Source organism: Luteimonas sp. Soil_N_1, assembly GCF_057656255.1.
In genome coordinates, this window is the sequence record NZ_JBDGKS010000001.1 from 1,884,292 (window position 1) to 1,909,518 (window position 25,227).

General features: G+C 67.7%; 24 protein-coding genes. 14 read left to right on the top strand and 10 right to left on the bottom strand.

The features are described from left to right. Nucleotides 1-21: 21 nt before the first annotated feature. Nucleotides 22-2,103 (bottom strand): GGDEF/EAL domain-containing response regulator, encoded by a 2,082-nt coding sequence (locus tag AC3A4E_RS08735; protein ID WP_487631098.1) that lies wholly within the window; start codon nucleotides 2,101-2,103, stop codon nucleotides 22-24. Between the two features lie 23 nt (nucleotides 2,104-2,126). Then, nucleotides 2,127-3,170, bottom strand: coding sequence for an EF-P beta-lysylation protein EpmB (gene epmB, locus AC3A4E_RS08740; RefSeq protein ID WP_487631099.1), 1,044 nt, complete (start codon nucleotides 3,168-3,170; stop codon nucleotides 2,127-2,129). A 93-nt stretch (nucleotides 3,171-3,263) separates the two neighbouring features. On the opposite strand from epmB, the gene efp reads away from it, so the two are divergent. From efp to folE2, 7 genes are all read left to right on the top strand, one after another. Beyond that, entirely contained in the window at nucleotides 3,264-3,830 is a 567-nt protein-coding gene (efp, locus tag AC3A4E_RS08745; protein WP_465074300.1) for an elongation factor P, read from the top strand. Nucleotides 3,831-3,832: 2 nt separating this feature from the next. Next, nucleotides 3,833-4,654 (top strand): PA3715 family protein, encoded by an 822-nt coding sequence (locus tag AC3A4E_RS08750; RefSeq protein WP_487631100.1) that lies wholly within the window; start codon nucleotides 3,833-3,835, stop codon nucleotides 4,652-4,654. 2 nt (nucleotides 4,655-4,656) lie between these two features. Beyond that, a complete protein-coding gene (locus AC3A4E_RS08755; protein ID WP_487631101.1) occupies nucleotides 4,657-6,000 on the top strand; it encodes a TRZ/ATZ family hydrolase in 1,344 nt (447 codons plus the stop codon). 10 nt (nucleotides 6,001-6,010) lie between these two features. Then, a complete protein-coding gene (gene ubiG / locus AC3A4E_RS08760; RefSeq protein WP_487631102.1) occupies nucleotides 6,011-6,721 on the top strand; it encodes a bifunctional 2-polyprenyl-6-hydroxyphenol methylase/3-demethylubiquinol 3-O-methyltransferase UbiG in 711 nt (236 codons plus the stop codon). Further along, on the top strand, nucleotides 6,718-7,404 hold the full coding sequence (locus AC3A4E_RS08765; protein ID WP_487631103.1) for a phosphoglycolate phosphatase: 687 nt from the start codon (nucleotides 6,718-6,720) through the stop codon (nucleotides 7,402-7,404). The genes ubiG and AC3A4E_RS08765 overlap by 4 nt, the downstream gene beginning before the upstream one ends. Next, nucleotides 7,401-8,075, top strand: coding sequence for a phytoene/squalene synthase family protein (locus tag AC3A4E_RS08770; RefSeq protein ID WP_487631104.1), 675 nt, complete (start codon nucleotides 7,401-7,403; stop codon nucleotides 8,073-8,075). Before AC3A4E_RS08765 ends, AC3A4E_RS08770 begins: the two co-directional genes overlap by 4 nt. Before the next feature lie 138 nt (nucleotides 8,076-8,213). Next, the gene (gene folE2, locus AC3A4E_RS08775; protein ID WP_487631105.1) at nucleotides 8,214-9,125 is read left to right on the top strand and encodes a GTP cyclohydrolase FolE2; all 912 of its coding nucleotides are present in this window, start codon (nucleotides 8,214-8,216) and stop codon (nucleotides 9,123-9,125) included. Nucleotides 9,126-9,389: 264 nt separating this feature from the next. Here the strand turns inward: folE2 and AC3A4E_RS08780 are convergent, their stop codons facing one another. The 3 genes from AC3A4E_RS08780 to yidD form a co-directional block, all read right to left on the bottom strand. Continuing rightward, nucleotides 9,390-10,226 carry a M23 family metallopeptidase gene (locus AC3A4E_RS08780; protein ID WP_487631106.1) on the bottom strand — a complete coding sequence of 279 codons (837 nt, stop codon included), beginning with the start codon at nucleotides 10,224-10,226 and terminating at the stop codon, nucleotides 9,390-9,392. A gap of 76 nt (nucleotides 10,227-10,302) precedes the next feature. Then, nucleotides 10,303-11,655 carry a dihydroorotase gene (locus AC3A4E_RS08785; RefSeq protein WP_487631107.1) on the bottom strand — a complete coding sequence of 451 codons (1,353 nt, stop codon included), beginning with the start codon at nucleotides 11,653-11,655 and terminating at the stop codon, nucleotides 10,303-10,305. Further along, nucleotides 11,652-11,888, bottom strand: coding sequence for a membrane protein insertion efficiency factor YidD (gene yidD, locus AC3A4E_RS08790; RefSeq protein WP_232149548.1), 237 nt, complete (start codon nucleotides 11,886-11,888; stop codon nucleotides 11,652-11,654). Before yidD ends, AC3A4E_RS08785 begins: the two co-directional genes overlap by 4 nt. Before the next feature lie 112 nt (nucleotides 11,889-12,000). On the opposite strand from yidD, the gene dksA reads away from it, so the two are divergent. Continuing rightward, nucleotides 12,001-13,020, top strand: coding sequence for an RNA polymerase-binding protein DksA (gene dksA, locus AC3A4E_RS08795; protein WP_487631108.1), 1,020 nt, complete (start codon nucleotides 12,001-12,003; stop codon nucleotides 13,018-13,020). Nucleotides 13,021-13,093: 73 nt separating this feature from the next. Here the strand turns inward: dksA and AC3A4E_RS08800 are convergent, their stop codons facing one another. Then, nucleotides 13,094-14,362 (bottom strand): MFS transporter, encoded by a 1,269-nt coding sequence (locus AC3A4E_RS08800; protein ID WP_487631109.1) that lies wholly within the window; start codon nucleotides 14,360-14,362, stop codon nucleotides 13,094-13,096. Further along, a complete protein-coding gene (locus AC3A4E_RS08805) occupies nucleotides 14,359-14,799 on the bottom strand; it encodes a SufE family protein (protein ID WP_487631110.1) in 441 nt (146 codons plus the stop codon). Before AC3A4E_RS08805 ends, AC3A4E_RS08800 begins: the two co-directional genes overlap by 4 nt. A gap of 199 nt (nucleotides 14,800-14,998) precedes the next feature. Between AC3A4E_RS08805 and AC3A4E_RS08810 the strand changes: the two genes are divergently transcribed. Together AC3A4E_RS08810 and AC3A4E_RS08815 are read left to right on the top strand one after the other, a co-directional pair. Then, entirely contained in the window at nucleotides 14,999-16,414 is a 1,416-nt protein-coding gene (locus tag AC3A4E_RS08810) for a cryptochrome/photolyase family protein (RefSeq protein WP_487631111.1), read from the top strand. Nucleotides 16,415-16,599: 185 nt separating this feature from the next. Continuing rightward, nucleotides 16,600-17,277, top strand: coding sequence for a YiaD family glycine zipper/OmpA-like lipoprotein (locus tag AC3A4E_RS08815; protein ID WP_487631112.1), 678 nt, complete (start codon nucleotides 16,600-16,602; stop codon nucleotides 17,275-17,277). A 91-nt stretch (nucleotides 17,278-17,368) separates the two neighbouring features. Here the strand turns inward: AC3A4E_RS08815 and AC3A4E_RS08820 are convergent, their stop codons facing one another. From AC3A4E_RS08820 to AC3A4E_RS08830, 3 genes are all read right to left on the bottom strand, one after another. Then, nucleotides 17,369-18,574: an acetyl-CoA C-acyltransferase gene (locus tag AC3A4E_RS08820; protein ID WP_487631113.1), complete on the bottom strand. Its 1,206-nt coding sequence runs from the start codon at nucleotides 18,572-18,574 to the stop codon at nucleotides 17,369-17,371. 87 nt (nucleotides 18,575-18,661) lie between these two features. Further along, entirely contained in the window at nucleotides 18,662-21,034 is a 2,373-nt protein-coding gene (locus AC3A4E_RS08825; RefSeq protein ID WP_487631114.1) for a 3-hydroxyacyl-CoA dehydrogenase/enoyl-CoA hydratase family protein, read from the bottom strand. Between the two features lie 52 nt (nucleotides 21,035-21,086). Next, complete coding sequence (locus tag AC3A4E_RS08830) at nucleotides 21,087-21,707, bottom strand: TetR family transcriptional regulator (RefSeq protein WP_487631115.1); 621 nt, start codon at nucleotides 21,705-21,707, stop codon at nucleotides 21,087-21,089. A gap of 216 nt (nucleotides 21,708-21,923) precedes the next feature. On the opposite strand from AC3A4E_RS08830, the gene ndk reads away from it, so the two are divergent. The 4 genes from ndk to AC3A4E_RS08850 are packed head-to-tail and all read left to right on the top strand — an operon-like array spanning nucleotide 21,924 to nucleotide 25,174. Continuing rightward, nucleotides 21,924-22,349, top strand: a complete 426-nt coding sequence (gene ndk, locus AC3A4E_RS08835) for a nucleoside-diphosphate kinase (RefSeq protein ID WP_133392641.1) — start codon at nucleotides 21,924-21,926, stop codon at nucleotides 22,347-22,349. 8 nt (nucleotides 22,350-22,357) lie between these two features. Beyond that, nucleotides 22,358-23,533 (top strand): dual-specificity RNA methyltransferase RlmN, encoded by a 1,176-nt coding sequence (gene rlmN / locus AC3A4E_RS08840; protein WP_487632043.1) that lies wholly within the window; start codon nucleotides 22,358-22,360, stop codon nucleotides 23,531-23,533. Then, a complete protein-coding gene (gene pilW, locus AC3A4E_RS08845) occupies nucleotides 23,520-24,332 on the top strand; it encodes a type IV pilus biogenesis/stability protein PilW (protein WP_487631116.1) in 813 nt (270 codons plus the stop codon). The genes rlmN and pilW overlap by 14 nt, the downstream gene beginning before the upstream one ends. Next, entirely contained in the window at nucleotides 24,329-25,174 is an 846-nt protein-coding gene (locus AC3A4E_RS08850; protein ID WP_487631117.1) for a helix-turn-helix domain-containing protein, read from the top strand. Before pilW ends, AC3A4E_RS08850 begins: the two co-directional genes overlap by 4 nt. Nucleotides 25,175-25,227: the final 53 nt, after the last annotated feature.

Genomic DNA, 25,227 nt, shown 5'->3' on the forward strand with positions numbered 1-25,227 from the left:
CGCCGGTGCGCCGCAGGAGACTCATTCGAAATCGTGGTTCATGGCCGGCACGGCGGCGGCAAGGAAATTGCCCTGCACGTAGTCGATGTCCGCTGAGAACAGGATCGACATGCTCGCCGCGTCCTGCACGAACTCGGCGATCGTGCGGATGCCGACCTGACGGGCCCGGGCCGCGATCTCGCGGATGCGCGCCTGGTTCTCGGCATTGCCGGGCAGATCGTCGGTGAAGCTGCGGTCGAGCTTGAGCAGGTGCGGTTGCAGGTGGGTGAGCAACTGGAACGAATCGAGACCGACGCCGAACTGCTCGAGCGCGAAGCGACAGTCGTGCCGACCGATGCGCGCAGCGAATGCCTGCGTCGCCTTGAGATGGGTGAAGACCTTCGCCTCCGGCAGCTGCAGCACCAGATACTCGCCGGGTACGCCGTGTTCGGCCAGCTGCACGCCGACGAAATCGGCAAACGCATCGCCGTCGAGCGAGGCCTGGCTGACCTTGACCATCAGCGTGGTCGGCTGACCGGCGCGTAGACGCTGTCCGATTGCGGCGATCGCGCCCGCAGCGACATAGCGGTCGATCTCGCCGAGCATGCCGTTGTCCTCGGCAATCTGCAGGAACGCGCCTGGGGCGATCAGTTCACCGTCGCCGCCATCGAGTCGCAGCAGGATCTCATACACCGGAGCGGTGTCGCCCTGCAGGTTGATCACCGGCTGGTAATGCAGTGCGAAGCGGTTGTTGTCGAGCGCGTCGCGCAGGCGCGTGACCCAGGCCTGGATGCGTTCTTCCTCGACGCGGTCGACCGCGCTGGGGTCGAAGATCTCGCTGCGGTTGCCACCGCTGCCGGAGGCCGACTCGAGTGCGGTCGTCGCCCGTGCGAGCACCTGTGCGACGTTGGCGATCTTCTCGCCCACCTGGACGCCGCCGGTACTGACGGTGACCACGCTGGAGCGTTCGCCGATCTCGAACACATGGTTGGCAAAGCCGGCACGGATGCGCTCGGCGGCTGCGATCGTGGCGTGGTAATCGTGGTCGCGCAGCAGGATCGCCAGTGCGTGGCCCGCGTACCGTGCGACCGTTGCATCGTCGCCGACCAGTGACTGCAGGCGTTCTGCCACGGCGGCCAGCAGGTCATCGGCGTGGTCGAGCCCGATGTCGGCCAGCAACTGCTGGTGATGGTCCGGCTCCAGCATCAGGAAGCCGTACTGGCGTTCGTGCTGTGCGGCGTCATCGACCGCGTCCTCGATCGCGCGCAGGAAAGTCGGCCGGTTGAGCAGGCCGGTGACCTGGTCTCGGTGGCGCAGTTCCTCGAGTTCCAGCACGAGATCGGGATCGATCTCCTCGCGGCGGCGGAACACCACCTGCAGGCAGGGTTCGCCTTCGTACTGGGCGACTGCGAATTCCATTGCCGCAGGAAACGCCCGGCCTTCGGTGTCCCGTGCTTCGATCTCGTGACGCGGGGGCGGCGGCTCGCCCTTGCTCAAGGACTTGAGCAGGCTCTTGAATCCTTCGACGTGTTGCGGCGCGACCATGTCGAGCAGCGACACGCCTTCGACATCCTCGAAACTCTCGTAGCCGAACATTTCCAGGTACGCGGCATTCGCGCGGATATGCATGCCTTCATGCACATAGGCGATCGGGTCGCGTGAGGAATCGATCAGGGCATCGCAGCGACGCTCGGTCTCGCGAAGGCGGCTCTCCAGGCGGCGCAGGCCGCGGCGCGCATCGCGATCCGTCCAGGCCTCGCGGATGCTCGCGAGCAGCAGTTGCGGCTCCTGCCGCAGCACCACCGCGCGTGCGCCGGCCAGGATCGCTTCGACGTAGACCTGCGCGTCGATCGTGTCCAGCAGCGCGATGACCGGCAGGTCGCGACCGCTGTCGGCGACCCGCTGCATCACGACGTCGAACGGCAACATGGTCGCATCACGTGCGGCGAGGACCAGATCGACCGACTGGCTGCCGATCATCTGGCCCAGCGCCTCCGCCGACTCCGGGCGCAGCGGGCGCACCGCGATGCCGGCGTTGCGCAAACCGCTTGCAAGCGCTTCCGCATCCTCGACGCGGTCGTCGACGATCATCAGACGCAGGGCGGTATCGGCTCGGATCGACATGCGGGTCTCCATGACAGAGCGCGTTATGCCACGGGGGGGATGATCCGTCCATCGCCCGGCGCCACGACCGGACGCTTGGACGCGTCACCTGCGACCTCGCGCACAAGGCGCGGAACGAGATAGCCGGATTGGCGGGCCACAAGCGCCGCGTGCAGGGCGAGTGCGGTCGCGTCGTCGATCTCGAAATGCGCCGCGCCGGCCACGCGGTCGAGCTGGTGCAGGTAGTAGGGCAGCACGCCTGCAGCGAATCCGCGCTCGGCCAGCGCGGCGAGCGTGTCGACATCGTCGTTGACGCCGCGCAGCAGCACCGCCTGGTTCATCAGCACCGCGCCGGTGTCGCGCAGGGCGCCCATCGCCGCATCGACGCCCGCATCGAACTCGTTGGCGTGGTTGGCATGGACCACGATCGCGATCGGCCACGGCAACGACTCGAGCCACGCGCACAGCTCGGCGTCGACGCGCTCGGGCAGCACGATCGGCAGGCGCGTGTGGATGCGCAGGCGGCGCACGTGGGGAATCGCGCGCAGGGCATCGGTGAACTCGATGAGCTTCGGCGTGGCCAGCGACAGCGGATCGCCGCCCGACAGCAGCACCTCTTCGATGCTCGGATCGGCACGGATCGCCGCGACCGAATCGCGCCAGCCGTTCGCGGCCGCGGTTTCCTCGGCATACGGGAAATGCCGGCGGAAGCAGTAGCGGCAGTGCACCGCGCAGCTGCCCGTCGTGACCAGAAGGGCGCGACCTTCATATTTGTGGATCACGCCATGGCCAGCCTTGGCGGCGCCGTCACCGACCGCGTCCAGGCCGAAACCCGGGGCCGGGCGCATTTCGTCGTCCAGCGGCAGCACCTGGCGCAGCAGCGGGTCGTGCGGATCGCCATGGCGCATGCGCGCGACGAAGCTGCGTGGCACCCGCAACGGGAACTGCGCAGCGGCCGCGTCGGACACGCCCAGCGCGGCCTCGCGCAGGCCGAGCAGGGCGAGCAGTTCGCGGGGGTCCCGCACGGCCTCGCGCCAGGCCTGCTGCCAGCGGCGCGGCTGCATCGTGAGGGGGGCTGCGGGTATCATGTGCGATTGAATCCGTAGAGCCGTCCGCGCGAGTCGCGGCCGGGAAACCCCATATTGTAGACGCCGGTGCAACCGGCCCAGCAGGAGTGAACGATGGCCAGTTATGGCTTGAACGACGTCAAGAACGGTTTGAAGATCCTGGTCAACAACGAACCCTGCGTGATCACCGAGACGGAATACGTCAAGCCGGGCAAGGGTCAGGCGTTCACCCGCATCAAATACCGTTTCATCAAGTCGGGCCGCGTCGTCGAGCTGACGATGAAGGCGACCGACTCGCTCGAAGCGGCCGATGTCGTCGATACCGACATGCAGTATCTCTACAGCGACGGCGAGTCCTGGCACTTCATGGATCCCGAGTCCTTCGAGCAGTTCCAGGCGGACAAGGCCGGCATGGGCGGTGCCGAGAAGTGGCTCAAGGGTGAGGAGCAGTGCGTCGTCACGCTGTGGAACGGCACGCCGATCCAGGTGGTGCCGCCGAATTTCGTCGAACTGCAGATCACCGAGACCGATCCGGGCGTGCGCGGCGACACCTCCGGCGGTGGCGGCAAGCCGGCGACGCTGGAAACCGGCGCCGTGGTCCGCGTGCCGCTGTTCGTCGGCCAGGAAGAGGTCATCAAGGTCGATACCCGTTCGGGCGAGTACGTCAGCCGGGTGAAGTGATCGTGGCGCGCGTCCGGCGACGCCTGCGGTCCGGCGCCTGTGCGCTGGTGCTCGCGGCTGCGGGTGTGTCGGGCGTGGCGTCCGCGAAGGATGCCTGTCCGCTGCAGACGCTGTACGCGTTGACCCAGGCGTCACTGCTGCCGGCGGGCGACGACACGCCGCTGGTGGCCGAAGCCTGCAAGGTCTGGCCCTACGACGAGACGCTCGCACTCGCGGCGGTGGCGTACCCCTTGCCCGGATCCGACGAGGACGGGCGCGTGCTGCGTCTGGTGATCGCCGTGCTCGGTGCGCAGGAGGCCGACATCGTTGCCGTGCACGAGACCGATCTTGCCGAGGACGCGGTATTCGCGTTGATCGAAGACGGACTGACGCTCGACACCGCGCGCTACGACCTCGCCAAGGGCGTGCGCGCGTTCGGCGTGAAGGTGCGCAGTTCGGCACCGGGCCCGAGTTGTCCCGATGGCCGGGTCAACGACGAACTCACGCTGTATGTGCGCGAAGGTGACGCGCTCAGGCCGGTGTTCACGTCGTACACCGACTTCTGGGCGCGGGTGGCAGGCGAGCCCTGCAGCTGGTCGCAAGGCCAGCGTCTGGTGACAGAGGAAGCGGCATTCACCATCGGCGTGGAGCGGGGCGCGCACAACGGTTTTGCGGATCTGCGCGTGACTGCCAACGTGGCGCGCATCGAAAGCGCCTCCACCAGCGCTGACGAGAAGACCGTGCGCCGCCGGGACAGCCGGGTCGTGCGTTACGACGGCACGCGCTACGACGTGAGCACACTGGAAAACGGGTTTTTCTGGACCCAGACCCCCGAGGACGAATGAGCATGCATGACGCGACCCCGCAATCCATCGACCTGCTGATCGAAGCCGCGCACGTGGTGCCGGTCGAACCGCACGCGGTGGTGCTCGACGACCACGCGGTCGCGGTGCATCGCGGCGTGATCGTCGCGGTGTTGCCGATCGCCGAGGCGCGGCAGCGTTTCGCACCGGCCGAGACGGTCTCGCGGCCGCATTCCGCGCTGCTGCCCGGTCTGGTCAACGCGCACACCCACAACCCGATGACGCTGCTGCGCGGCATCGCCGACGATCTGCCGCTGAAGGTGTGGCTGCAGGAACACATCTGGCCGATCGAAGGTGCGGTGATGGGGCCGGAGTTCGTCGCCGACGGCGTGACCCTGGCGCTCGCCGAGATGATTCGAGGCGGCACCACCTGCGTCAACGAGAACTACTTCTTCCCCGACGTGCAGGCCGCGGTCTACAAGCGCCACGGTTTCCGTGCGCGCGTCGGCCTGCCGGTCATCGATTTCCCCACGGCTTGGGCGTCGAGCGACGACGAGTATTTCGATCGTGCCGGCGAGGTCCATGACCAGTGGCGCGACGATCCGCTGATCTCCATGTCGTTCGCCCCGCATGCGCCGTACACCGTCAATGACGCGAACTTCGAACGCATCCGCATGCTTGCCGACCAGCTGGATCTGCCGGTGCATCTGCACCTGCACGAGACCGCGCAGGAAGTGCAGCAGTCGGTCGAGCAGTACGGCCAGCGGCCGATCGCACGCCTCGATCGTCTCGGTCTGGTCAACGACCGCCTGATCGCGGTGCACATGACCCAGCTGACCGACGCCGAGATCCACCTGTGCGCCGAACGCGGCGTCAGCGTGGTGCATTGCCCCGAATCCAATCTCAAGCTGGCCTCCGGCTTCTGTCCGGCGTGCGCGCTGGAACGTGCCGGCGTGAACCTCGCCATCGGCACGGACGGCGTGGCCAGCAACAACGATCTCGACATGTTCGGCGAGACCCGCACCGCGGCGATCCTGGCCAAGGCGGTGGCGAATGACGCCGCCGGGTCCGATGCGTTCACCGCGCTGCGCGCGGCGACGCTGGGCGGCGCGAAGGCGGTCGGCTTCGGCGACCGCATCGGTTCGATCGAGCCGGGCAAGCAGGCCGACCTGATCTGCGTCGACCTGTCGCCAATCGAGACCCAGCCGCTGCATCACGTGGTCTCGCAGCTGGTCTACGCGACCGGCCGCCACCAGGTCGGCGACGTGTGGATCGCCGGCCAGCCCAAGCTGCAGTCGCGCACCCTGGTCGGTTTCGATCTCGACGCCATCACTGCGAACGCGCGTCAATGGCGCGAGCGCATCGCTACGCTGCGCAACGGCGCATGAGGACACTGCAATGACGGCAGCACGCGACAACTTCCATCAGGCCGAGCTCGACAAGTTCGGCGCGCTCGCCAGCCGCTGGTGGGACGTCGATGGCCCACAGAAAGCGCTGCATGCGCTCAATCCCGTGCGCCTGGACTACGTGCGCGAGCGCACCCGTCTCGACGACGCACGCATTCTCGACGTCGGTTGCGGCGGCGGACTGCTCAGCGAGGCGCTGGCGCAGCGCAGTGCGCGCGTGACCGCGATCGATCTGGCCGAGGATCTGGTCAAGGTCGCGAAGCTGCACGGTCTCGAAAGCGGCGTGCAGGTCGATTACCGCGTGCAGTCGGTCGAGGCGCTCGCCGCCGAACAGCCGGGCAGTTTCGATGCGGTGACCTGCATGGAAATGCTCGAACACGTGCCGGACCCGGCCGCGATCCTCAAAGCCTGCGCCACGCTGCTCAAGCCGGGCGGCTCGCTGTTCGTGTCCACGCTCAACCGCACGCCGGCCGCGTTTGCGCTGGCGATCGTCGGCGCGGAATACGTTGCGCGCCTGCTGCCGCGTGGCACGCACCAGTACGCGGCTTTCATCAAGCCGTCGGAACTCGGCGGCTGGCTGCGTGAGGCCGGTCTGGAGCTGCAGGACGTCACCGGTCTGATGTACGAGCCCTGGCGCAATGGCGCGCGACTGATTCCGCGCACCGACGTGAACTACCTGGCCTGGGCGCGGAAACCGCAGTGATCGATCCGAGTTCTCCTGTCCGGTTCCCGGCCGGCGCATTGTTCGATCTTGACGGCACGCTGCTCGACAGCGCGCCCGACATGCTCGCGACCGTCAACCGCATGCTCGCCAGCCGCGATCGTCCGCCGTTGACGCTGTCCGACATCCGCCCAGTGGTCTCGCGCGGCGCGCGGGCGATGGCATCGGTCGCGTTTCCCGAACTCGATACGGATGGCGTGACCGCGCTCGTGCCCGAGTTTCTCGCGGTCTACGCCGAAGAGCTCGGCCGCCACAGCGTGCTGTTCGACGGCGTCGAAGCGATGCTGGCCGCACTCGAAGCCGCCGGAACGCCCTGGGGCATCGTCACCAACAAGCCCGAATATCTGGCGGCGCAGGTCCTGCCGCAGCTAGGCTGGCAGGACCGCTGCGCGGTGCTGATCGGCGGCGACACGCTCGCCGAACGTAAACCGCATCCATTGCCGCTGCTGCACGCGGCGGACGCGATCGGCATCGCGCCGGCGGACTGCGTCTATGTCGGCGACGACGCGCGCGACATCGCTGCGGCGCGCGCGGCGGGCATGCCCTCGGTCGTCGCTTTGTGGGGCTACCGGCTCGACGATGACGATCCGGTCGCCTGGCAGGGCGATGTGATGCTGGACGCGGTGCAGGCATTGGTCGATCCCGCCGGCTGGCCGCAGCGATGAGTGCGGCGATGCAGTCGGGCGACGAGGATTTCGTCGGCAAGTGGCAGGCGCGGTGGCCGGAATGGCGCATCGGCATGGCTTTCGTCGCACCGGAGCAGCGTGAGCGCGCGGCGCCGTGGTTTTCGCTGCTCGACGAGTTGTGCGATGCGGCCTGGGCCGGCACCGACGCGACGCCGGGTCTGGCGAAACTCGCGTGGTGGCAGGACGAGCTGCAGGGCTGGGGCAAGGGCGCGCGCCGGCATCCGCTCGGGTCGCAGCTGCAGCGCGTCGATGCGCCGTGGCAGACGCTCGCCCTGGCGCTGCGCCTGTTGCCTGCGACCCGCGAGCATCCCGCCGATACCGCGCGCAATCTCGCCCAGTTGCAGGATCTCGCTCTGGCGATCGCCGCCTGCGAATCGCGCCTGTTCGGCGATGGCAGCCGCGACAGCGGCGACGGGCGTATCGACGCCACGCCATTACTGGCGATGCAGGCGTTCGTTCGCACCGATCAGCCGCTCGCCGCGCACCTGCTGGCCAACTGGCCTGCGCCCGGTGGTGGCACGCGTCCGCGTCGGATCGCGAACGCGATCCTCGGCGCCCGTCTGCGCGTGCTCGCGCGTGACGGCGTGAGTCGCCCGGTCCCGGGTCCGCGCGTGCTGTGGTCGAGCTGGCGCGCCGCGCGTCCGCGCTGAACATCGCCTGCGCGAACGGGCTCGGAAACGCAGCGTTGCGGGGGTCGACGCGGACGAGCCGGTAGACTGGACCCCCACGACGGGCGCCGCACACCGGCGCCCGTTGTGTCATTCCCGCCCAACGCCATGAGTCCCGTCTTGAGCACCGCATCCTCCACCGACCGCCTTCCCGATGTCGCCGGCGACCAGGCCCAGGCCGCGCGCCTGCTGGACTGGGTGGGCATGGGCAACATCGCCTTGCCGCTGCGCATCGAGGATGCCGCTGGCGGCGCGGTCACGGTGCCGGCGTCTGCCGATATCGGCGTGAACCTGATCGATCCCGACGCACGTGGCATCCATATGTCGCGCCTGTACCTGCATCTGCAGGACGCGCTGTCGAGCCAGGTGCTGGATCGCGACACGCTGGCGCGCGTGCTGCGCGACTGCATCGACTCGCAGCGCGGTCTCGCCGATCGCGTGCAGCTCACGCTGCGCTACGGCCAGCTGCTGCGTCGCCCCGCGCTGGCCAGCGCACACAGCGGCTGGAAGACCTATCCCGTCGAGATCGACGCCGTGCTCGGCCCGGACGGCCTCGCGCTCACGCTGTCGCTGTCGGTCGAGTATTCGAGCACCTGTCCGGCATCGGCAGCGCTGTCGCGCCAGCTCAACGCCGCGCGCTTTGCCGGCGATTTCACGAACGAGACCAGCGGCTACGACGCGGTTCGCGACTGGCTGGAGTCACCGCGTGGACTCGCCGCGACGCCGCACGCCCAGCGCAGCCGCGCCGACGTGCGCCTGACCCTGGGCGCGGATGTCGACACGTTTCCGATTCTCGCGATCGTCGACGCGCTGGAGCATGCGCTCGGCACGCCGGTGCAGACCGCGGTCAAGCGCGAGGACGAACAGGCCTTCGCCAGCCTCAATGCCGAGAACCTGATGTTCTGCGAGGACGCCGCCCGTCGCGTCGCTGCCGCGCTGTCGGCCGACCCGCGCGTGTCGCGCTTCGAGGCCAAGGTTTCGCACTTCGAAAGCCTGCACGCGCATGACGCGGTGGCGCGGGTGAGCGGCTAGTCAACTGTCGCCGCGTTTGAGCGTCGCCACGAGATCCGACTGGGACGCATGTCGCCCCGGGTGCTCTTGATCGCGGCGGCTCTCATCAGACGAATGCCAGTCAGGCCGGAATCCAGTGACTTTGGGTTCCGGCTTTCTTCATAAAGGCGCTGGAGACCAGCCAGCCGGCTTTCGAGGAGCGCTTCCGGCCTTCGCCGGAATGACCGTAGATGCGTGACGTGTTCTTCCACGGCCATGCCTCGCCTCGGCCAGGATTCAACGCACTTATGGCCGCTCCAGCACCAGCTGCGGATCCACCCGCACATCCAGCCAGTTCATGCCCCAGTGCAGATGCGGCCCGGTCGCACGCCCGGTCGCACCGACGGCGCCGATCATCTGACCCTGTTCGACGCGATCGCCCACCTTCGCGTCGATGCGCGACAGGTGCAGGAAGTTCGAACTCACGCCATGCCCGTGGTCGAGCAGCAGCGTGCCGCCGGTCAGATAGAGATCCGGTCCCGCGAACGTGACGATGCCCGCAGCCGGCGCTTTGACCGGCGTGCCGGTGGGCGCGGCGATGTCCATGCCCGAATGCGGTGAGCCGGGCTGCCCGTTGTACGAGCGGGCGCGGCCGAAGCGTCCGCTGATGCGGCCTTCGACCGGACGGATGAAACCGTTGCCGAAATCCACGCGATCGTCGTCGCGTACACGCGCTTCGGTGACCTGGGCCTGTTCGCGGCGGATGCGCTCTGCAATCGCCGCCGGCGGATTCACCGTGGCCGGCGGCACGCCGTTGACACGCTCGACCGGCCAGTCACGCGGCGTGATCGCGATCGACGCCGACTGGCGGCTGCCGTCGGCGCGCGTGACATCGAGCTGCACGGGGCCGGCCTCGTCACGCCCGACGCCGAGCACCACGGTGCCGTAGCCGCTGACGCGCAGCGCGCGGTCGCGGTACCGGACCTGACTGCCGGCCGGCACCTTGCCGATCACGAGGCTGCCCTGTTGCACCTGCGCCGGGAACCGCACATCACCCACGTCGTGCGCTGCCAGCGGTACTGCGCATACAAGTAGTGCAAGGATCAGAAAACACGCGAGCGGCAGACGGCGGAGCAGGGGCATGCGGTGGTCCGGGCGGGAAGGGAATGCGCCGGGCACGCTACGCACCCGGCGATGAAGACACGGTATCGCGAGGGCGTCAGCGGGAGAACGCGAGACGCTGGCCGGCCGCTTCGCCGACCAACTGTGCGCCGTCCCACGCCAGACGACCGTTGACCCAGGTCGAGGCGATACGCGAACGGAACGTCGTGCCTTCGAAGGGCGACCAGCCGCACTTCGACAGCACCTGCTCGCGCGTCACGGTGAACGGCGTGTCCTCCACCATCACCAGATCGGCGAAGTAGCCCTCGCGCAGGAAGCCGCGCTCGGCGACATCGAACAGCTGCGCCGGTGCGTGCGCGAACTTCTGCACCACGCGGGTGATGTCGAAATGACCTTCGTGCACGCACTCGAGCGCGGCGTTGAGCGCGAACTGCACCAGCGGCAGGCCGCTCGGCGCGCGCGTATAGGGATTCTCTTTTTCGCTCAGCAGATGCGGTGCGTGGTCGGTCGCCAGCACGTCGATGACGTCGTCGGCCAGCGCGCGCAGCAGCGCTTCACGGTCGGATGCATCCTTGATCGCGGGGTTGCACTTGATCTTGTGACCCAGGCGCGCGTAGTCGGCGCGGTCGAAACGCAGGAAGTGGATGCAGGTCTCGGCCGTGATGCGCTTGCGCAGCTTGCCGGCGGCATCGACCAGCGGGCCGCGTTCGAACAGCGCCAGCTCGTCCGCGGTCGAGATGTGCAGCACGTGCAGACGGGTGTCGTGACGCCGCGCCAGCGACAGTGCCAGCTGCGTCGACTTCATGCAGGCTTCGCGCGAGCGGATGTCCGGGTGGCATTCGGCGGGGATGTCGTCGCCGTACTTCGCCACGTATTCGCGCTGGATCGCGTCGATCGTCGGCGTGTCCTCGCAGTGCGTGATGATCGGCACCGGGGTCTCGCGGAAGATGCCGTCGAGCGTCTCGGGATTGTCGACGAGCATGTTGCCGGTCGAGGCGCCCATGAACACCTTGACGCCCGGCGTGGTCAGCGGGTCGATGCGGCGCACGTGGTTGAGGTTGTCGTTGCTCGCGCCCATGTAGAAGCCGTAGTTCGCACGGGCACGACCGGCGGCGCGGTCGTACTTGTCCTGCAGCACGTCGGCGCTGAGCGTCGGCGGGCTGGTGTTGGGCATGTCCATGAAGCTGGTCAGGCCACCGGCGACGGCAGCGGCCGACTCGGTCGCCATGTCGGCCTTGTGCTCCATGCCCGGCTCACGGAAGTGCACCTGGTCGTCGATCATGCCGGGCAGCAGCCAGCGGCCGGCGGCGTCGACGATGGTGTCGCCATCGCGGGCGGCGAGGTCGCCGCCGATCGCGGCGATGCGGCCGTCGGCGCCGACGCGCAGGTCACCATCGAAGATGCGGCCTTCGTTGACGAGGCGTGCGTTGCGGATCAGGGTCGAGGTCATGGCTTGGGGTCCAGGTTCGGCATCGGCACGGGGTCGTTTCCGCCCGGATGCAGGGGGTGGCAGCGCGACAGACGGCGCAGTGCGAGCCAGCCGCCACGCAGCACGCCGAAGCGGGCGATGGCGACCATCGCGTACGACGAGCAGCTGGGATGGAAGCGGCAGCGCGGGCCGAGCAGAGGGCTGATGAAGCGCTTGTAGCCGCGCAGCAGGAAGATGAGCAGGCGCGCGATCACGGCATCTCGGCGGGGGCGATGAACACGGTGGTCGGGACGGTTGCTGCTGCAGGGGCATGCAGGGTATAACACGCCGCTTCCCCGCCCAAGGGAATGACAAGGATCGCAGCACGTGGCAGTCAAGAAACCCGCAAAGAAGGCCGTCAAGAAGGCCGCAAAGCCCGCCGCGAAGGCAGCCGTCGGGAAGAAGGCTGCCCCCGTCACCAAGCCACCCGCCAAGAAGGCGCCGGCCCCGAAGAAGCCCGTCGCCAAGGCCGCGCCCGCCAAGCCGGCTGCGAAGAAGGCGCCAGTCAAGGCACCCGCGAAGAAGCCGGCGGCGCCCAAGGCAGCGCCGGTGAAGGCGGCTGCCAAGAGCGTGCCTGCGAAGGGCGTGCCTGCGAAGAAAACGGCGAAGGCAGCCCCGGCGAAAGCCGCGGCCACCCCGCCTGTGACGAAGCCGAAGGCCGCTGCTCCTGCAGCGGTGACCAAGCCCGTCGCGAAGAAGGCAGCACCGGCCAGGTCGATCGCTGACAAGTCCGCTGCCGCCCCGAAGACGGGGGCCTCGAAGAAGGCGCCCGCTCCGGCGAAAGCCGCCGCGCCGAAGCCGGTGCCGGCATCCACTCCCACGAAGCGTCCACGTCCGGTCGGCAAAGTCGCCGTCGCGGGCGTTGCGCGCCAGCAAGAGCCGGCGCCAAGAACAAAGGTGAAGGTCGTGCAGTACAAGACCGATGCAGAAACAGGTCGTCCCATTCTTCCGCAGGGCTACAAGCCCGGCGCCGACGAGGAGTACATGAGCGCGTTGCAGCTCGAGTACTTCCGCCAGCGCCTGCAGAACTGGCGTGCGGATCTGGTCGAAGAATCCAAGCAGACGATCGAGAATCTCAAGGACGAAGTGCGTGACGTCGGCGACGAAGCCGAACGCGCCACCCGCGAAACCGAGAACTCGCTCGAACTGCGTACCCGTGACCGCTACCGCAAGCTGATCGGCAAGATCGACAGCACGCTCAAGCGCGTCGATGCGGGCGAGTACGGCTACAGCGTCGATTCGGGCGAGGAGATCGGTCTCGACCGTCTCGAAGCGCGTCTGACCGCCGAGCGCACGATCGACGAGCAGGAGCGCTGGGAACATCTGCAGAAGCAGATGGGCGACTGATCGTCGTCGTTCCGGTGTCAGAAGAAGCCCGCGCAAGCGGGCTTCTTCGTATCCGCGACCGCGCCGCGCCGGATCACTGCAGGTCGCGCAGATCCAGCCGGCGCAGCCTCGGCGCCTTGATCGCGGTCGTCGCGACCACGCCCATCGTCACGAAGCCGCCGATGACGACCGCCGGCACCAGGCCGAGCAGGCGCGCCATCGAGCCCATGTAGAACGCGCCGATCTCGTTCGACGAACCGACGAACAGGCCGTTGATCGACGACACCCGGCCGCGCATGTGGTCGGGCGTCGACAGCTGCATGATCGTCGAGCGCATCACCACCGACACGCCGTCGCACATGCCCGACAGCAGCAGGAAGAACGCCGACAGCCAGAACGCCGTCGACAGGCCGAAGCCGACCATGCACAAGCCGAAACCGGCCACGGCATACAGCAGGAAGCGGCCCGCATTGCGCTGGATCGGATTGCGCGCCAGCCAGATGCCCATCGCCACCGAGCCCAGCGCGGGCGCGCTGCGCAGGATGCCCAGGCCTTCCGGCCCGTAGGCGAGGATGTCGTGGATGAAGGCCGGCGCCAGCGAGATCGCGCCGCCGAACAGCACCGCGAACATGTCCAGCGCCAGTGCCGCGAGCAGGATCTGGTGGCCGAACACGAAGCGCGCACCTTCGGCGATGCTGGCGAACACGGGTTCGCGCTGCAGCAGTTGCGGCGGTTCGGTCACGCCCATGCGGCCGAGGAACACGATCACCACCAGCGCGAGGATCGATGCCAGCAGGAACACGCCGGGAATGCCGAGCGGCTTGATCAGCAGGCCGCCGATTGCCGGGCCGATCACCATCGCGCTCTGGAACACGATGCTGCCCAGGCTCGCACCGCGGACGAACTGGTCGCGCGGCAGCACGCGGGCGAACAGCGCGTTGTAGACCGGGCCGAGAAACGCGCGGACCATGCCGGTCAGCATGATCGGCAGGTACAGCAGCCAGATGCTGCCGGCGATCAGGCCCGAGGTCAGCAGCGCCAGCAGCAGCGGCGTGATCGCCAGACCCGCGGCAGCCGCCATGCCGAGCTTGCGCCGCGGCAGATGGTCGACCAGATAGCCCGCGAACGGGGCGACGCAGAAGTAGGGCAGTACTTCCGCCAGACCGATGAGGCCGAGCATCCACGGATTGCCGGTTTCGGCGTAGATGTGCCAGCCGGCCGTGACCGCGACGATCTGGTACGACAGGATCGTGAAGATGCGGTAGCCCAGCAGGGCGCGGAAGTTGCGATTGCGCAGCGGCGCCGCGCGACTGGAATCGGAAACGCCGGGTTCGTCAGGCTCCGGCGGTGGCGCGGTGCTCACGCCAGCGCGCGCTGCGCGCGGTCGCGGATGAAGGCGAGCAGGGCGGCCAGACCGTTGTTGCGGGTCGGCGACAGGTGCTTCGCCAGCCCGATGTCGCCGATGTAGTCGGCATCGGTGTCGACGATCTCGCGCGCGCTGCGGCCGCTGTAGACGCGTAGTGCGAGGTAGATCAGGCCGGAGACGATCGCCGAATCGCTGGCGGCGGCGAAGTCGAGACGGTCGGCATCCCCGGAGGCCACGATCCAGACCATCGACTGGCAGCCATGCAGGCGGTGCTCTTCGGTCTTCAGTGCATCGGGGAACTCGGGCAGCTTGCGGCCCAGATCGATGAGGTACTGGTAGCGCTCGGACCAGTCGCCGAAGAAGGCGAATTCTTCGGCGATCGCGCGCTGCGCGTCGGCCGGGCTGGCTTCAAGGGGGAATGGAGTCGGGGTCACGTGGGGATCGGGCTCGTTCAGGCGCGGATGCGCGCGTGCAGACCCGATATTGTGACCGATCCGCTACGTGCGGTTTCTGGCCGCGTTCCGCAGGCTTGCGCACTTCGCATCCGACGCGGTTTACAAGGCTGCGGTTTCTCACGATTCTCACGCGTATTCAGAGAATGTCCGAACCCGTTCGGCACGAGGGAACAGCGCTATGGCACATGCAATCGTCTGGTTCCGGAATGATCTGCGACTGGACGACAACCCGGCGCTGCGGGCCGCGCTGGATGCCGGCTTCGCACCGGTATGCGTGTACATCCACGCGCCCGACGAGGAGGGCGACTGGGCACCCGGCGCCGCCTCGGACGCCTGGCGACACCGCTCGCTCGCGGCGCTGGACGCGGACCTGCGCACGCGTGGCACGCGCCTGCGTCTGTTCCACGGCCCCAGCCAGGCCACGCTCGAGACGCTGGTGGAGACCTGTGAGGCCGAAGCCGTGTTCTGGAACCGGCGCTACGACCCGGCCATCGAATCGCGCGACACGGAGATCAAGCGTGCGCTGCGCGAGTCGGGCGTGCGCGCCGAGAGCCACAACGGCGTGCTGATGCTCGAGCCCTGGTCGCTGCAGACCGGGCAGGGCGGGCCGTACAAGGTGTTCACGCCATTCTGGCGCAATGCCTTGACCGACCTGCATCTGCCCGACACCTGGGACGCACCGCGCACCTTGCCCGCCGTGGACAACGGGCCATCGGGTGTTGCGCTCGATGATCTGCAGCTAGCGCCCACGCTGGACTGGGACACCGGATTCTGGGAGCTCTGGGAACCGGGCGAGGCCGGTGCGCGAGAGGCGCTCGAGGTCTTCATCGACGGCGCACTGCGCGGATACCGCGCGGGTCGCGATCGTCCCGACCAGGCCGGCACCTCGCGCCTGTCCCCGCATCTGCATTTCGGCGAGATCGCCCCATGGCGCGTGGTCGCCGCGCTCGAGGCCGAGCGCAACGCGTCCACCGCGCCCGACATCGATGCCTACGTGCGCGAGCTGGGCTGGCGCGAGTTCGCCCATCACCTGCTGCATCACTTCCCCAGAACCCCCGAACAGAACTTCAACCCGCGTTTCGAACGTTTTCCGTGGGCGCGTGCCGATCCGGCCATGCTCGACGCCTGGCGCCACGGGCGCACCGGTGTGCCGATCGTCGACGCCGGCCTGCGCGAGCTCTGGCATGTCGGCTGGATGCACAACCGCGTGCGCATGATCGTCGGCAGCTGGCTGTGCAAGCACATGCGCATCCACTGGCAGGAAGGCGCGCGCTGGTTCTGGGACACGCTGGTCGACGCGGACCTCGCCAACAACACGCTCGGCTGGCAGTGGATCGGCGGCACCGGCGCCGACGCCGCGCCTTACTTCCGCGTGTTCAATCCGGTCACCCAGGCGCAGAAGTTCGACCCCGACGGCAGCTACATCGCCCGCTGGGTGCCCGAGCTGGCTGGATTGCCGGTGCCGCTCCGCTTCAGCCCCTGGACCGATCCGGACGCGCTGAAGGCGGCTGCGCCGACATACCCGAGCGCGCCGATCGTCGATCTGGCCGCCGGCCGCGAGGCCGCGCTTGCCGCGTACCAGTCATCGCGTTGAGTCGGCGAACGCGCGCAGCATCCGGCATCACGCGATCGGGCCGCTCCACTGCGCGGTATGGGCTGAACAGACGCCGTCCGGCCGCATGTCCGTCACTCGACATGCATCCTGAACGCGCTAGCGTCTGATCCCGGATTCAACACCTCTGGGCTTCGCCGCCCGCCCCGATACAGGAGATCGATCTGATGCGCTCACTCAACACCGCAGGCCTCACCACTGCGCTGGCCGGCGCACTGCTGCTGACCAGTTGCGCCACCTACACCGGTCAGACCAATGCTCCGGATGACCCGAACCGGACCCGCAACAACGCCCTGATCGGCGCGGGCATCGGCGCGGTTGCCGGCCTGCTGAGCGGTGGCGATGCAACCGAGCGTCGTCAGCGCGCGATGGTCGGCGCTGGCGTCGGCGGCCTCGCCGGCGGCGCGGTCGGCGTCTACCAGGATCGCCAGGAAGCCGAACTGCGTCGCCAGACCCAGGGCACCGGTATCCAGGTCGACCGCGATGGTGATGTCATCAAGCTCAACCTGCCTGACGGTGTGACCTTCGACTTCGGCAAGGCCGACCTCAAGTCGCAGTTCTACCCGGCGCTCAACAACGTCGCGCGCACGCTCGCCGAGTACGACCAGACGATCGTCGAGATCTCCGGTCACACCGACAGCGTCGGCTCCGACGCGGTGAACCAGCGTCTGTCCCAGCAGCGCGCCGACTCGGTGGGCAACTACCTGATGGGTCAGGGCCTGCTGCGCCAGCGCTTCGAGATCGTCGGCTTCGGCAAGACGCGTCCGATCGCTGACAACAGCACGGATCAGGGCCGCGCCCTGAACCGCCGCGTCGAGATCCGCGTGATTCCGCTGCAGTCGTAAGCAGCGGCGAGCTCCACGAAAAAGCCCCGGCAGTGCCGGGGCTTTTTTGTGATGCGGATGGCGGCCCGGTGACCGGGCCACCCGATCGGCGTCAGAGCGCTTCGATCACACCTGCCGCGCCCATGCCGGTGCCGATGCACATTGTCACCAGGCCGTAGCGCTTCTTGCGACGGCGCATGCCGTGGACGATGGTCGCGGTGCGGATCGCACCGGTCGCGCCCAGCGGGTGGCCCAGCGCGATCGCGCCGCCCAGCGGATTGACCTTGGACGGATCGAGCTTGCTGTCGCGGATCACCGCCAGCGCCTGCGCGGCGAAGGCTTCGTTGAGTTCGATCCAGTCGATGTCGTCGAGCGTGAGGCCGGCCTGCGCCAGCGCCTTCGGAATCGCCGCGATCGGACCGATGCCCATGACTTCCGGGCGCACGCCGGCGACGGCGAAGCTGACGAAGCGCGCCAGCGGCTTCAGACCGTAGTCCTGCACCGCGCGGCCAGAGGCGAGCAGGATGCCGGCGGCACCGTCGCTCATCTGCGAACTGTTGCCGGCCGTCACCGAGCCGCCGAACTGGCCGTTGCGGAACACCGGACGCAGCCTGGTCAGGCCTTCGATAGACGAGTCCTGACGCGGGCCTTCATCGGTGTCGACCAGCAGCTTGCGCAGACGCACGGCGTTGCCGGCGAGGTCGGGCTGGTGGGAGACGATCTCGTAGGGGCTGATCTCGTCCTTGAACTCGCCGGCCTGGATCGCGGCGATCGCCTTCTGGTGCGAGGCGAGGGCGAACGCGTCCTGGTCCTCGCGCGAGACCTTCCATTCCTCGGCGACCTTCTCGGCGGTGATGCCCATGCCGTAGGCGATCGCGACATGATCGTCCTTGAACACGCTCGGGGAGAGCGCGACCTTGTTGCCCATCATCGGCACCATCGACATCGACTCGGTGCCACCGGCCAGCATCAGGTCGGCGTTGCCGAGGCGGATCTCGTTCGCGGCCAGCGCGACAGCCTGCAGGCCCGACGAGCAGAAGCGGTTGATGGTCTGCGCGGCGACGGTATCGGGCAGGCCGGCCAGCAGCACGCCGATGCGCGCCACGTTCATGCCTTGCTCGCCTTCCGGCATCGCACAGCCGATCACGGCGTCGTCGATGCGGTTGACGTCGATGCCCGGCGCCTGCGCGACGACGGCTTTGAGCACGTGCGCGAGCATGTCGTCGGGACGGGTGTTGCGGAACACGCCCTTCGGCGCCTTTCCCACCGGGGTGCGGGTGGCGGCGACGATGTAGGCGTCCTGGATCTGCTTGCTCATGGCGTTGTCTCGTAAGTAGGTAAGAGAGTGAGGGCGTCAGTGGCGCTCACTGACGTCTTGCGCGCGCTGCGCGCCTGACCTGTCTCACTAGTTCCTCAGCGGCTTGCCGGTCTTGAGCATGTGGCCGATGCGCGCCTGGGTCTTTTCCTGCTGGGCGAGCTCGACGAAGTGCTTGCGCTCCAGACGGATCAGCCAGTCCTCGTCGACGACCGCGTTGCGGTCCACGTCGCCGCCGCACAGCACGGTGGCGATGCGCTCGGCGATCTCGTAGTCGTACTCGCTGACGAAACGGCCTTCGAGCATGTTGACCAGCAGCATCTTGAACGTGGCGATGCCGACATCGCCGGCGACGCGGATCGCACGCGCGGGCAGCGGCGGGCGATAGCCGGCTTCGGCCAGTGCCGATGCCTGCTGGCGTGCGACGTGCAGCAGTTCGAACGCGTTGAAGGTCACGATGTCGTCGGCGCGTAGCAGGCCGAGTTCCTTGGCGTTGACCGCCGAGTTCGACACCTTGGCCATCGCGATGGTCTCGAAGGTCTTCTTCAGCTCGGCGAACACGTCGCCGTTCGGACCCGCGGCCTCGGACGCACGCACCGCGAGTTCCTTCAGTCCGCCACCAGCCGGCAGCAGGCCGACCCCGGCCTCGACCAGACCGATGTAGCTTTCGAGATGCGCGACGGTACGCGCGCTGTGCATCTGGAACTCGCAGCCACCGCCCAGTGCCAGACCGCGTACGGCCGCGACCACAGGCACCAGCGAGTACTTGATGCGCTGGCTGGTCTTCTGGAAGTTCTCGACCATCGCCTCGAACGCGTCGACCTTGCCGGCCTGCAGCAGGCCCAGCGCGCCGGCGAGATCGGCACCGGCCGAGAACGGCTCCTTCGGCTGCCAGATCACCAAGCCCTTGAACTTCTGCTCGGCGATGCCGATCGCTTCCTGGATGCCGTCGAGCACGTGGTCGGAGACCGTGTGCATCTTGGTCTTGAAGCTGATCACGCCGATGTCGTCGCCGTCCGTCCACAGACGGACGCCGTCGTTTTCGTACACCGTCTCGCCCTGCTCGAAACGCTCACCCAGCAGCGGATCGGGGAAGCGCTGGCGGCGATACACCGGCAGCGCCGAGCGCGGCAGCTTGGCGTTCTTGGACGGGCTGTAGCTGCCTTCGGGGGCGTGCACGCCCTCGCGGCCGTCGAACACCCAGTCGGGCAGCGGTGCGCTGCTCATGGTCTTGCCGGCGACGATGTCCTCGGCAATCCAGTCGGCGACCTGCTTCCAGCCGGCGGCCTGCCACAGTTCGAACGGGCCCTGCTGCCAGCCGTAGCCCCAGCGGATCGCCAGATCCACGTCACGCGCAGTCTCGGCGATGTCTTCCAGATGCACGGCGCTGTAGTGGAACAGGTCGCGCAGGATCGCCCAGACGAACTGGGCCTGCGGGTGGTCGCTGGCGCGCAGCTGGGCCATGCGCTCAGCCGGATCCTTGCTCTTGAGGATCGCGACAACCTCGTCGGCGGCCTTGCGGTCCGAGGCGCGGTAGTCCTGCTTCTCCAGATCGAGAACCAGGATGTCCTTGCCGGCCTTGCGGAAGATGCCGGCGCCGGTCTTCTGGCCCAGCGCGCCTTTCTCGATCAGCGCGGTCAGCCACTTGGGCGACGCGAAGTAGTGGTGCCACGGATCTTCGGGCAGCGTGTCGGCCATCGTCTTGATGACGTGCGACATCGTGTCCAGACCCACGACGTCCGAGGTGCGGTAGGTCGCCGACTTCGGGCGGCCGAGGAGGGGGCCGGTCAGGGCATCCACCTCGTCGAAGCCGAGCTTCGATTCCTGGGTGTGGTGGATTGTCGACAGGATGGAGAACACGCCGATCCGGTTGCCGATGAAGTTCGGGGTGTCCTTGGCATAGACCACGCCCTTGCCGAGCTGGGTCACCAGGAACGCTTCGAGCCCCTCGAGCACCGACTGGTCGGTGGTCTTCGCCGGAATCAGTTCGGCCAGATGCATGTAGCGCGGCGGGTTGAAGAAATGCACGCCGCAGAAACGATGACGCAGCTCTTCGGGAAGAACGTCCGCCAAAGCATTGATTCCAAGGCCCGACGTGTTGCTGGCCAGCACCGCGTGCGCCGGCACGTGCGGGGCGATCTTTCGGTAGAGGTCCTGCTTCCAGTCCATCTTCTCGGCGATCGCTTCGATGATCAGGTCGCAGGTTTCGAGTTCGGCCAGGCCGGTTTCGTAGTTCGCCGGGACGATGGCCTCGGCCAGGGACTTGCTGCTCAGCGGGGCCGGGCTCAGCTTGGCGAGGTTGGCGAGCGCCTTGCGCACCACGCCGTCCTTGTCGCCCTCCTTGGCCGGCAGGTCGAACAGGACCGTGTCGATCCCGGCGTTGGTCAGGTGCGCGGCGATCTGCGCGCCCATGACACCCGCACCCAGAACCGCGGCGCGACGTACAAGCAGTTTCTCAGACATTTGCTCCATCCCTTTGTTTCAAAAAGAAACCCGGCTTGGGCCGGGCTGGTGGTCAGGCGCGGAACCCGGCTGCGGCGAAGCGAATCAGCTCGCCGGCGATCCGGGTGCGGTGCGCATGTTCGGTGGTGCCCGGCGGACGCTTGATCAGGCCGAAATCGGCCATCGCATAGGTCAACGCGCCGGCGAGGAAATCGAGGCGACCGTAGAGCTCGGCCTTGCCGAGATCCGGCAGGCAGACGGCGAGGGCGCCTGCGAACTCGCGCGGCACATGCCCGTACTGCTCGGAGAGGAACTTCCGGAGGGCATCGTTCTTCTCCACATAGGCCCGGGCGATGACCCGGACGAAGGCGCCACTGCCGGCGCGACCGCTGGCCATGTCCAGCGCGGGCTCGACGAAGGCGGCGATGATCGGCTCGATCTCGCCGGGCTGTTCAGTCAGTGCATGCTTCAGCTGGGCGAGGCGCTGCGCGCTCATCTGGTCCATCCGGCGGCGGAACACCTCGTTGACGAGGTTCTCCTTGCTGCCGAAGTGGTAATTGACCGCCGCAATGTTGACATCCGCCCGGCTGGTCACCTGCCGCAGCGACGTGCCCGCGAACCCGTGGGTCGCGAACAGTTCTTCGGCGGCGCCGAGGATCTTGTCCTTGGTGGAGAACTGGGCGGTACTGGCCATGACGACGGATGCTCGATCAAACGCTTGTTTGGATTCTGCGGGCCAAGCGCCTGACGCGTCAATGACCGACAACCGGCCCGGGGCCGACGCAGTTGCAGCGGATACGTTAGAATTGCCTCAGCCATGTTGGCTAAACCCGCGTTTCGGCGCGGGTTTTTCCATGTAGACTCGGCCGTTCCGGAGTGGACGGCCCCATTCCAGACCGGAGAACACCAGATGGCGCTCGAGCGCACTCTTTCCATCGTCAAGCCCGATGCCGTTGCCAAGAACGTCATCGGCGAGATCTATTCCCGCTTCGAAAAGGCCGGCCTGAAGATCGTGGCTGCCAAGTACAAGCAGCTGACCCGTGAAGAAGCCGAAGGCTTCTACGCCGTGCACAAGGAGCGTCCGTTCTTCGGCGCGCTGGTCGAGTTCATGACCTCCGGCCCGGTGATGATCCAGGCCCTGGAAGGCGAGAACGCCGTGGCCGCGCACCGCGACCTGCTGGGCGCCACCAATCCGAAGGACGCTGCGCCGGGCACGATCCGCGCCGACTTCGCCGACTCCATCGACGCCAACGCCGCCCACGGTTCGGATTCGGTCGAGAACGCGCAGACCGAGATCGCGTACTTCTTCAAGAACGACGAAGTCGTTTCCCGCTGAGTAATGCCATCGTGACCGAGGTCGCCATCGACGCCACCGTCGCCAAGCAGAACCTGCTCGACCTCGACCGCGAGGGTATGGAGCGCTTTTTCGCCGAGACTCTCGGCGAAAAGCGCTTCCGTGCCCACCAGATCATGAAGTGGATCCACCACCGGTACGTCACCGACTTCAACGACATGACCGATCTGGGCAAGGCGCTGCGCGCCAAGCTCGAGGCGCATGCCGAGGTCCGCGTGCCGCAGATCCAGTTCGAGAAGCCCTCCACCGACGGCACCCACAAGTGGCTGCTGGCGATGGACGGCAAGAACGCGATCGAGACCGTCTACATCCCCGACAAGTCCCGCGGCACGCTGTGCGTGTCCTCGCAGGTCGGCTGCGCGCTCAATTGCCAGTTCTGTTCCACCGCGACCCAGGGCTTCAACCGCAACCTGTCGACCGCCGAGATCATCGGCCAGGTCTGGGTGGCGGCCAGGCATCTGGGCAACGTGCCGCACAAGCAGCGCCGCCTGACCAATGTCGTGATGATGGGCATGGGCGAGCCGCTGATGAATTTCGACAATGTCGTCCGCGCGATGAGCATCATGCGCGACGACCTGGGCTACGGCCTGGCGAACAAGCGCGTCACGCTGTCGACCGCCGGCATGGTGCCGATGATCGACAAGCTGGGCGAAGTCAGCGACGTGTCGCTGGCGGTGTCGCTGCACGCGGCCAACGACGCACTGCGCACCGAACTGGTGCCGCTGAACAAGAAGTACCCGATCGCCGAGCTGATGGAAGCCTGCGCGCGCTACGCGCAGCGCAAGCGTGGCGAGTCGATCACCTTCGAATATACGCTGATGAAGGACGTCAACGACCAGCCGCAGCACGCACGCGAGCTGGCCCGTCTGATGCGCGATTTCGACAATCGCCTGCAGATGAAGGACGCGGCGAAGGTCAATCTGATTCCGTTCAACCCGTTCCCGGGCACCCGCTACGAGCGCCCGGACGACGCGACGATCCGCCGGTTCCAGAAGCTGCTCAACGAATCTGGCCGCATCGCACCGGTACGCCGCACGCGCGGCGACGACATCGACGCGGCTTGCGGCCAGCTCAAGGGCCAGGTCGCCGATCGCACGCGTCGCCAGGCCGAACATCTCAAGCGTCTCGAAGCGCAGGGCGGTCCAGGTGTCGATGCGGCTGCCTGAGGCTGCCGTTTTCGTAATCCTCGTGCTGGCGATGGCCGGCTGTTCCCGCCTGACGTTCATCAAGCCCAGCGTCAAGAGCGATTTCCGTCCGGACCGGCCGTCCTACAACGTGCAGGGCACGCCCGAATCACGTCGCAACGAGGCCGCGCGCCAACAGCTGTCGCTCGCCGGGCGTGAGCTGGAGGCGGGCAATCTCGACGCCGCGGCGAGCGCTGCGCGTACCGCGCTCCGCTCGGACGCGGTGATGGCCGATGCCCACACGGTGCTCGCGGTGGTCGAGGACCGGCGTGGTCGCAGTGCCGAGGCGGGCGCACACTACCGGGCGGCGGTCGAACGGGCGCCGGACCGCGGTGGCTATCTCAACAATTACGGGACCTGGCTGTGCCGCAACGGTCGCAGCGTGGAATCCCTGCGCTACTTCGACGATGCGGTGCGCGACCCGGCCTACGGCGATCCCTCCGGTGCGCTGGCCAACGCAGGTGCGTGCGCCATTGCCGCCGGTGAAACCGGCCGCGTGGAACGCGACCTGCGCGCCGCGCTGGAGCTCGATCCTGTGAACGTGGTCGCACTCGATGCGATGGCGGGTTACCTCGCCGGCGAAGGTCGTCCCTTCGATGCGCGTGCTTTTTCGCAAAGACGGCTTGCCGCCGGCCCTGCAACTGCGGCAGCATTGCAACTTGCGGTGCGCATCGAGACTGCACTCGGGGATTCGCGTGCAGCCGACAGATACCAGCAACGTCTCCGGACGGAGTTTCCGTCCGCGTCGAACATCCAGCCAAGGGGCACCAGTTCGCCATGAGTTCTTCGAGTCAGACCACAGCAGCGACGGCGCCTGGGGTCGGAGAACGGCTGCGTGAAGCCCGACTGGCGGCTGGCCTGACGATTTCGGAGGCTTCGTCGCGGCTGCGCATGCAGATCCGGATCGTCGAAGCGCTGGAAAACGAGAACTGGGAACGGCTCGGCGCGCCGGTGTTCGTGCGCGGCCAGTTGCGCAGCTACCTGCGTCTGCTGCAGCTGCCTGAATCGCTGGCCGACACGGTGCCGGACGCCGTCTCGGGTCACACCCCCGAACTCACGCCGCGCACCTTTACCCCGCCGATGCAGCGCATGCTCGACAAGGCCATGGGGCGCGCGGTGTATGTGGTCATCACGGCACTGATCGCCGTCCCGGTCTGGGTGGCGACCCGCTCGCACGTCGACAACACGCGTCCGGTAGAGACCGCTTCGCTCGGTCTCGACGGTGGCCTCTCCGGCGACCAGGTGTCGGCGCGTCCTGCCAGGCCGACGCCGGTGACCGCGTCGCTGGGTGCGCTGCCCAAGCGGGCGCCGGTCATCGAGTTGCCCGAGGACGCGCAGCCCCGGGATGCCGCCGGTGCCGATGGACTGCAGCTGCGGTTCAACGGCGACAGCTGGATCGAGGTGGTCGCACCCGACGGCAGCCAGATCGAACAGGCGCTCGTGCGCTCCGGTGAGGAACGTCGTTTCGACGTCGGCGCCGTGGCGCGCGTCAAGCTCGGCAATGCCGACGCTGTCGAGGTCCTCCACGGTGGGGACGTTCAGGATCTGTCCCGGTTCCAGCGGGCCAACGTGGCACGCTTTGCGGTATCCTCCGACGGCGCGCTGGCGCCGGTTTCCGAGTAGGTCTGGACCGGCCGCTCCAGGTTCCGGACCGCTGTTCCGCGCGGTCCCGAGAT

Excerpts from the sequence above, each read along its gene's own strand:
- AC3A4E_RS08735 (WP_487631098.1), bottom strand. The coding sequence starts at position 2,103 with ATGTCGATCCGAGCCGATACCGCCCTGCGTCTGATGATCGTCGACGAC.
- epmB (WP_487631099.1), bottom strand. The coding sequence starts at position 3,170 with ATGATACCCGCAGCCCCCCTCACGATGCAGCCGCGCCGCTGGCAGCAG.
- efp (WP_465074300.1), top strand. The coding sequence starts at position 3,264 with ATGGCCAGTTATGGCTTGAACGACGTCAAGAACGGTTTGAAGATCCTG.
- AC3A4E_RS08755 (WP_487631101.1), top strand. The coding sequence starts at position 4,657 with ATGCATGACGCGACCCCGCAATCCATCGACCTGCTGATCGAAGCCGCG.
- ubiG (WP_487631102.1), top strand. The coding sequence starts at position 6,011 with ATGACGGCAGCACGCGACAACTTCCATCAGGCCGAGCTCGACAAGTTC.
- AC3A4E_RS08770 (WP_487631104.1), top strand. The coding sequence starts at position 7,401 with ATGAGTGCGGCGATGCAGTCGGGCGACGAGGATTTCGTCGGCAAGTGG.
- AC3A4E_RS08780 (WP_487631106.1), bottom strand. The coding sequence starts at position 10,226 with ATGCCCCTGCTCCGCCGTCTGCCGCTCGCGTGTTTTCTGATCCTTGCA.
- AC3A4E_RS08785 (WP_487631107.1), bottom strand. The coding sequence starts at position 11,655 with ATGACCTCGACCCTGATCCGCAACGCACGCCTCGTCAACGAAGGCCGC.
- AC3A4E_RS08810 (WP_487631111.1), top strand. The coding sequence starts at position 14,999 with ATGGCACATGCAATCGTCTGGTTCCGGAATGATCTGCGACTGGACGAC.
- AC3A4E_RS08815 (WP_487631112.1), top strand. The coding sequence starts at position 16,600 with ATGCGCTCACTCAACACCGCAGGCCTCACCACTGCGCTGGCCGGCGCA.
- AC3A4E_RS08820 (WP_487631113.1), bottom strand. The coding sequence starts at position 18,574 with ATGAGCAAGCAGATCCAGGACGCCTACATCGTCGCCGCCACCCGCACC.
- AC3A4E_RS08825 (WP_487631114.1), bottom strand. The coding sequence starts at position 21,034 with ATGTCTGAGAAACTGCTTGTACGTCGCGCCGCGGTTCTGGGTGCGGGT.
- AC3A4E_RS08830 (WP_487631115.1), bottom strand. The coding sequence starts at position 21,707 with ATGGCCAGTACCGCCCAGTTCTCCACCAAGGACAAGATCCTCGGCGCC.
- ndk (WP_133392641.1), top strand. The coding sequence starts at position 21,924 with ATGGCGCTCGAGCGCACTCTTTCCATCGTCAAGCCCGATGCCGTTGCC.
- pilW (WP_487631116.1), top strand. The coding sequence starts at position 23,520 with ATGCGGCTGCCTGAGGCTGCCGTTTTCGTAATCCTCGTGCTGGCGATG.
- AC3A4E_RS08850 (WP_487631117.1), top strand. The coding sequence starts at position 24,329 with ATGAGTTCTTCGAGTCAGACCACAGCAGCGACGGCGCCTGGGGTCGGA.